Genomic DNA, 7,967 nt, shown 5'->3' with positions numbered 1-7,967 from the left:
TTTAAAGGAATTACGCCTTCGGAGTTTTAGAATAGTGCTTATATAATTTTGCCACAGATTTAAAGGATTAAAAGGATTTTAATAAATCTGCTTCAATCTGCATGAAAAAAATTAAACACATAGAAACATAGATTTTTTTTAATTCATAAAAAGAGCAGAAAACAAATCTAGATTTGAACACATAGCTATGTGAATTTACAAAAATGAAATGCCTTTTTTAGACAAAGCTGAGCTATGATTCTATGTGTTAAAAAATTTATGTCACAGATTTAAAGAATTCAAAAATCATTTTAATCCTTTAAATCTGTGGCAAAAAAATATTAAATAGAACGGTCTAAATGTGTGTAACCACCATCGACATAAATAATCTGCCCTGTAGTATGACTTGATTTTTCAGACAACAAGAAAACCACCATATTCGCGATTTCTTCAGCAGTTGTCATTCTGTTTTCTAATGGAATATTTTTAGTGATTGCAGCCAATTTTTCTTCTTTATTTTCAAAAGTGTTAATCCACGTTTCGTAAAGTGGCGTGTAACATTCAGCCACAATAACTGCGTTTACACGAATGCTGTATTTTAATAATTCAACGGCCCATTCTCTGGTTAAAGCATTTCTTCCTCCGTTGGAAGCGGCGTAAGCTGAAGTTCCGCCTTGTCCTGTTTCGGCAGTTTTAGAACCAATGTTTACAATTGCTCCTTTTGATTCTTTCAAATAAGGAAGAGCGTGTTGAGCCATTAAATAATAATGCACTAAATTTTTGTGAAGAGATGCGGCGAAATCTTCATAATTTCCGTTTTCTAATCCAACGCCGTCATTAACTCCGGCATTGTTTACCAATCCGTCAATTCTTCCGAATTTTGCGATTACGGCTTCAACGGCTTTTTTGCAGTCTTCAGGTTTTGTAAGGTCAGCAGCAACTTGATGTGCTTCTTTTCCAATGGCTTTTAATTCTTCTACGGCTTTGATGTTGTCATTTTCGTTACGTCCAACGATAAACGGAATTGCATTTTCTTCGGCAAGAACCTTAACGATTCCTAAACCAATTCCTTTTGCGCCTCCCGTAACAATAATGATTTTTTGGGTTAATGATAACTGCATGATTTTTATTTATTATAATTTATTGCTAATATATTTTTTAAACACATAGAATCATAGTTTTTCTTTGTCTAAAAAAAGGCATTTTATTTATCTAAATTCACATAGCTATGTGTTCAAATCTAGATTTGTTTTCTGCTCTTTTTGTGGATTAAAAAAATCTATGTTTCTATGTGTTAGAAATTGTTTTAAAAATTTACAGCTGTTGTTCATGACAAACAACAGCTGTAAAAAGAGAGAATTGAACTGATAATTTATTACCAGAACTTAACATAAAGCGCAACAATGATCAATAACGTAATTACGATAAGAACAGTTGTTTGCGGTTGTACTTTAAACATTCCAGGCTCAGTCTCGAATGCTTTAGGGTTTACTTTTGGTCCAGCGAAACTGATTAGAATCATGGCAATCATTGTAAACAAGAATGATAATCCCATACAGATGTGGAAAGGAATTTCGAAAGCTCCTTTTCCGTTATTGTAAGCTGTGTATAAAAGTGTATCGTTTCCAAATAAAGCTGGAGCATATTCGTTGAATAAAACAGATAATAAGAATCCTAAGATTACCCCAACGATTGCAGCTGTTCCAGTAGTTCTTTTCCAGAACATACCAAGGAAGAACATAGCAAAAACTCCAGGGCTTATGAATCCAGTATATTTTTGGATGTATGTAAATCCTCCAACACCACCGATTCCTAAGATGTCGTTCCATGTAAATAAAACAGCTAAAAGCATGGCAACAAAAACGGCAAGACGTCCGATGTTTACCTGTTGTTTTTCACCAGCTTCTTTCTGAATGTATTTTTTATGAACATCTAATGTGTAAATTGTAGAGATACTGTTTACTTTTCCAGCCAAAGATGCTACGATTGCAGCAGTTAAAGCGGCAACAGAAAGTCCTTTTAATCCAGTTGGAAGGAATGTTAATACAGCAGAATAAGCACCATCTTTTCCTCCAACCAATTGAGGTAAATGTCCGTTTGTGTATAAAACGTAAGCAGCAATACCAGGAAGCATTACAATAAGTGGCATTAATAATTTCAACATACCAGCGAATAAAATTCCTGTACGTGCAGTTTGTAAATCTGCTCCAAGAGCTCTTTGTGTAATGTATTGGTTACATCCCCAATAGTTAAGGTTGATGATCCAGATACCAGCAGCATAAGATAACAATCCAGGGAAAGTCAAATATTTATCGATTTCAAGCTGAGACGAAGCTGCAGTTGGTTTTGGAATAATCATTTTGAAATGCTCAGGAGCTTCTTTCATCAAAACTTTGAAACCTGCAATTGCATTTTCACCAACACCAAAGTATTGTCCAACTGTTGTAAGAGCGATATAAGAAGTTACCAAACCTCCAATGATCAACACAGCTACTTGAATAACGTCTGTATAAGCTACCACTTTCATTCCTCCAAGAGAAATAAACAAAGCAAAAACAGCCAAACCGATCATGATTGCGTGAAGATATTCTCCTCCAGCAAGACCGTTAATGGCAACAGCTCCTAAGTAAAGAATAGAAGTCAAGTTTACAAAAACATATAAGAACAGCCAGAAAACTGCCATGATAAGAGCAGTAGACTCATTGTAACGTGTTTTTAAGAATTGTGGCATGGTGTAAATCTTATTTTTAAGATATACAGGAATAAACCATACAGCAACAATAATAAGTGCAATAGCAGCAAGCCATTCGTAAGCAGCAACGGCGATTCCTAAGAAGAAACCTTCACCGCTCATTCCGATGAATTGTTCTGCCGAGATATTAGAAGCAATAAGAGACGCCCCAATTGCCCACCAAGTTAAATTTCCTTCAGCCAAAAAGTAAGCTTTAGCATCTTGTTCGTCTTGTTTACGTTTGCGATAAACGGTGTAACCGTAGACAGAGACTACGATAAAGTAGATAATAAAAACCGCATAGTCTGCGAAAGCGAGGTTTTGGTTCATTGTTAGTAGTATTTTAAATAATTATTATAAGGTTGTTTGTTTATTGGGTTTTAAATCTGTTTTAATGTTGTTTAATCTTGTTAAAAATGCAAGATGTGTTTTATTTCTGTTATTTTTTTATGAAAATAAAAGTGGAAGCCAAATGTAAAATAAAAATTTATAAAACAACTATCGGCAAATGTGTTTTTTACATTTATTAATGGATAATTGTGTTAAATTTTCAACTTTTGAGCTTCTTTCTTACAAGAGTGATTACGCTTTTACCAGACTTTTATAATGTACCTCTGAAAGTTGTCTCAAAATTTCAGCGCTTTTTTCAGGTGTAATATCACGTTGTGATTCTCCTAACATTTCGTACCCAACCATAAATTTCTTTACCGTTGCCGATCTTAACAATGGTGGATAAAAATGCATATGAAAATGCCATTCCGGATGTTCTAATCCATCGGTTGGAGACTGATGAATTCCTGAAGAATACGGGAACGACGTATTAAATAAATTATCGTATTTTGTTGTTAGCTGTTTTAAAATTTTAGCAAAAGCACTACTTTCTTCAGCGGTGAAATTGGTGATTTTATTTACGGCTCTTTTGCTTACAATCATCGTTTCATACGGCCAAATTGCCCAAAATGGAACCAATGCTACAAAATGATCATTCTCGATTACAATACGATCTCCGACTTTTAATTCGGCTTGAACGTAATCTTCTAATAAGGTTCTTTTGTTTTTGTCGTAATATGATTTTAAGCTGTTTTGTGTTTTTTCAACTTGAGTTGGCAACGAAGACTGAGCCCAGATTTGCCCGTGTGGGTGTGGGTTGCTACATCCCATTACACTTCCTTTGTTTTCGAAAATCTGAACGTGGTTGATGAATTTAATATTTCCTAAATCGGTATATTCTTTCTGCCAAGTTTTAATGATGTTTTCTATATCTGCAATTTCCATTTCAGGTAAAGTCAAATCGTGTCTTGGCGAAAAGCATACAACTCTTGAAATTCCCTGTTCTGGTTTAGCTTTAAAAAAGGTGTGTTTAATATCGTCTTCAAAAATAATTTCCTCCTGTTTCATAGCAGCAAAATCATTCTCAAAAACAAAACTGTTTTCGTATGCAGGATTATTTACTCCGTTGGCGCGAACATTTCCTGGACATAAATAACAAGTTGGATCGTATTTTGGAAGTTCTTCTGTCGAAATTGTTTCGTTTTGTCCCTGCCAAGGGCGTTTTGCACGATGAGGTGAAACTAAAACCCATTCATTAATTAATGGATTGAAGCGTCTGTGCGGATCTTCATTAATGTCAAAATTTTTCATTGTAGTGTGTTGTGGTTTTTAAAGTAGTGTTGTTCCGTTTGAGATTTTTACATCATAGAATTTTAATTCAATTCCAAATGTATCTAAATAAAGTTTCGAAAACTTACTTTTAACCTCATTTTCATGCCCTTTTTTAACTAAATTGATCGTACAGCCTCCAAAACCGCCTCCCATAAGTCGTGAACCTACGATGGCATTGTCTTCTTTTGCGGTATCAACAAGCATATCTAATTCTTCGCAGCTTACCTCATATTCCTGAGATAAACCGTAATGTGTTTCAAAAAGTAATTCGCCTAAAAGTTCAATATTCCCTTTATCTAAAGCTTCGCAGGCTTTAATAACACGATTGATTTCTTTTACAACAAAATGAACTCTATCGAAAACCTTTTCAGTCATTTTGTCTTTTAGACTTAAAACCTGTTCTTCTGTAGCGTCTCTAAAACTTTTTACTTCAGGGAAATGGCTTTTTATAATTGCTAAACCTTCTTCGCACTCGATTCTTCGGGTATTATATTCAGATGTAAAAAGCGAATGTTTTACATTAGAGTCAAATAAAATAAGAGAATAATCTTTGAAGTCGGCATTGTGATATTCAAAATCTAAAGTATTACAGTCTAGTTTGATTACTTTGTTTTCAAGACCATGAACGCTCGAAAACTGATCCATAATTCCGCAATTGATTCCAACCCAGTGTTCTGCTTTTTGTCCTAATAAAGAAATATCTACTTTCTCGATTTTTAAATCAAAAAGAGATTTGATTCCGAAAATCATTCCGCATTCTAAAGCTGCAGAAGATGACAATCCAGAACCAACCGGAATATTACTGCTGAAAACACAGTTGAAACCTTCAAAAGTAAATCCGTTATCTTGTAATTGTTTGATTACGCCGCGAATGTAATTCGTCCAAACAACATCACTCAGTTTAACTTCCTGAGTCAAATCGATTTCAAATTCTTCATTTAAATCGATAGCGATTATTTTAGAAGTATTCGTGTTGTTTTTTTCAAAAGCAAAACAAATTACTTTGTCAATTGCTGCAGGTAAAACGTAACCGTCATTGTAGTCAACATGCTCTCCGATAATATTGATTCTACCTGGAGAAAGAACCGTTTTTTGAGGAGATGATCCGAAAGATTTCTCAAAAAAAGCAACAGTATTCTGTATTAAAATATCATTCATTATATAGTTAGTGTATTGTGGTTTTTGGAATTTTATTAATTTAAACTTTCAAATTTGTAAACTGTTTTTTGAGCGTATTCTTCTCCTTTTTTCAAAACGGCATTTGGAAAATGTGCTTGATTTGGAGCGTCAGGGAAATTTTGAGTTTCAAAACAAATTCCGCTTTGCGCATTGTAATCTACATTTTCTTTTCCTTTTAATTTTCCGAAACAATTTCCACCTACATATATATGTACACTTGGTTGATCGGTATAAACATTCATTTTTAGTTTGTTTTTTAAACTGATTAATTGGGCTACAATTTCAGTTTTAGAATTCACAACAAAAGAATTGTCGATAGGAAACGGACAATTTTTAGGTGCTCTAAAATCAAAATCATGATTGCTTAAATCAGTAAAATTTCCGGTTGGAATATTATCTGAATTTGTTTCCAGCATTTTATCCGATTTGATAAACATTTGTTGTTCTAAAACATTGGTATCATGACCATCAAGATTAAAATAACTGTGATGCGTTAAATTGATAACAGTATCTTCTGTTGAAGTTGCTTTATATTCTAATTTTAATTCATTTTCTTCAGTCAAAGTATAGGTCAAGTAAACCGTCATTTCGCCTGGGAAATTTTCATCTAAATGTTCGCTCAAAAGACCAAAAGTAATAGATGGATTTTCGCCAGATATCGCATTAACGACACTCCAAGCTTTTCTTCCAAATCCCATAACACCACCGTGAAGTGTGTTTCCGTTATTATTTCCGTCTAGCTCAAATTTTTTATCATTAAGGCTAAAAGTAGCATTATGAATACGTCCCGCATATCGACCAACAGTAGTTCCAAAATAAGGAGCGCTTGGCAAATTATAAGATTCTAAATAAGCTTCCAGATTATCAAAACCCAAAACAACATCTGTCAATTTTCCGTTTACTGGAATTTGGATTGAAGTCACTGTTGCACCATAATTGATAATTTGAACTTTCATTCCGTTTTTGTTTACCAATTCAAAAGAATATATTTCTTCTTTATTAGGCATTAAACCAAACAATTTGCAATTATGTGTGTCTTTTAAATGTGATATGTGTTTTATTTCCATATAATTTTTACCAAAAATGAAATCCAAAAATAGAAACATTTATTATTTTTGCATACCAGTACCTACCAGTTTTTAAAAATTAATAGTCAAAATGACTTTATTATGAACATCATTTCAATTCAAAATAACATTGGTCTTCCAAAATATAAGCAGATAATTCTTTCAATAGAAAAAGCGATTGAACTAGGAAAATTGATAAAAGGAGATCGTCTTCCTTCGGTAAACAAAGTGTGTCTGGCATTTTCTTTATCTCGCGATACGGTGCTTTTGGCTTATGATGAATTGAAGAAAAGAGGGATTATTTATGCAATTCCGGGCAAAGGATATTATGTTAAAAGTGTTGAAATCACTATAACTCAGAAGGTTTTCTTGCTTTTTGATGAATTGAATATTTTTAAGGAAGACATTTATAATTCATTTTTAAAAAACATCGGAAAAAATGTTCAGGTTGATATTTTCTTTCATCATTTTAATGTTCAGGTTTTCAAAAAACTGATAAATGACAGCAACGGAAATTATACCAAATACATTATCATGCCGACGAACTTAAACGATATCGTCGATTCTATAAAAACCCTACCAGTAAACGATGTGATTATTTTGGATCAGACCAATTTGGAGTTAAAAATGTTTCCAGCAATTTATCAAAATCACCAAAAAGATATTTATGAAGGTTTGCTAAAAGGGAAATCAAGATTGTCAAAATACAAAAAACTGATTTTAATTTTCCCCGGATTTAGAGAACCGCCAGGAATGAAAACGGGTTTTGAATCTTTCTGTAAAGATTATGGTTTTGATTATGAAATTATTTCCGATTTCAGTAATCAGTCCATTGCTTTTGGAGATTTGTATATTATTCCGCACGATCGTGATCTGCTTTTGGTGATAGAAAATGCCATTAACAGAAATTTGAAATTGGGAGAGGATTTCGGAATTATATCCTATAATGAAACAGCTTTGAAGAAAATTGCCGCAAACGGAATTACAACCATTTCAACCAATTTTGAACTGATGGGAAAAATTTTGGCCGATATGGTTTTGAAGGGAACAAAAGAGCAGATCGAAAACAAATCTGCTCTTATAGTAAGGAACTCTTTATAAGATTAGGGTCAATTTTTAACACATAGAAACATAGGTTTTATATCTAAAAGAAGACCTCTAAAAGAGAAATTTATTTCTTTCGCATAGATGGCTATGTTTGTTTAAACTAGTGAAAAGTCTTTTTAAAAGCCCTGTAAAACTATGTTTCTATGTGTTTAAAATAATTTTACCCAATTGGTTGAATTATAAATTCAATACAAAATTATTTAATAATTTTTCTTCGTATTTCTCTTTATTAAAAGTGTATA

Annotated in this window: 6 protein-coding genes; 1 reads left to right on the top strand and 5 read right to left on the bottom strand. The window is 33.0% G+C overall.

The annotated features are described in order from the left end of the window. Window positions 1–320: 320 nt before the first annotated feature. The 5 genes from VGE71_RS19390 to VGE71_RS19370 all read right to left on the bottom strand — a co-directional run bounded on the left by VGE71_RS19390 (window position 321) and on the right by VGE71_RS19370 (window position 6,618). On the bottom strand, window positions 321–1,100 hold the full coding sequence (locus VGE71_RS19390; RefSeq protein ID WP_057115557.1) for an SDR family oxidoreductase: 780 nt from the start codon (window positions 1,098–1,100) through the stop codon (window positions 321–323). A gap of 254 nt (window positions 1,101–1,354) precedes the next feature. Beyond that, window positions 1,355–3,040 carry a sodium/sugar symporter gene (locus VGE71_RS19385; protein ID WP_144216223.1) on the bottom strand — a complete coding sequence of 562 codons (1,686 nt, stop codon included), beginning with the start codon at window positions 3,038–3,040 and terminating at the stop codon, window positions 1,355–1,357. 252 nt (window positions 3,041–3,292) lie between these two features. After that, window positions 3,293–4,351 carry a UDP-glucose--hexose-1-phosphate uridylyltransferase gene (locus tag VGE71_RS19380; RefSeq protein WP_331139777.1) on the bottom strand — a complete coding sequence of 353 codons (1,059 nt, stop codon included), beginning with the start codon at window positions 4,349–4,351 and terminating at the stop codon, window positions 3,293–3,295. 18 nt (window positions 4,352–4,369) lie between these two features. Further along, window positions 4,370–5,530: a galactokinase gene (galK, locus tag VGE71_RS19375; protein ID WP_331139776.1), complete on the bottom strand. Its 1,161-nt coding sequence runs from the start codon at window positions 5,528–5,530 to the stop codon at window positions 4,370–4,372. A 35-nt stretch (window positions 5,531–5,565) separates the two neighbouring features. After that, window positions 5,566–6,618: an aldose epimerase family protein gene (locus VGE71_RS19370; protein WP_331139775.1), complete on the bottom strand. Its 1,053-nt coding sequence runs from the start codon at window positions 6,616–6,618 to the stop codon at window positions 5,566–5,568. 102 nt (window positions 6,619–6,720) lie between these two features. Here VGE71_RS19370 and VGE71_RS19365 point away from each other — a divergent pair, with 102 nt between their 5' ends. Further along, window positions 6,721–7,719, top strand: coding sequence for a GntR family transcriptional regulator (locus VGE71_RS19365; RefSeq protein ID WP_331139774.1), 999 nt, complete (start codon window positions 6,721–6,723; stop codon window positions 7,717–7,719). Window positions 7,720–7,967: the final 248 nt, after the last annotated feature.

The organism is Flavobacterium sp. (genome assembly GCF_036405015.1).
Taxonomy (GTDB): Bacteria; Bacteroidota; Bacteroidia; order Flavobacteriales; family Flavobacteriaceae; genus Flavobacterium.
Note: the sequence above shows the minus strand (reverse complement) of the source record. Positions and strands in the feature narration are given on the sequence as shown.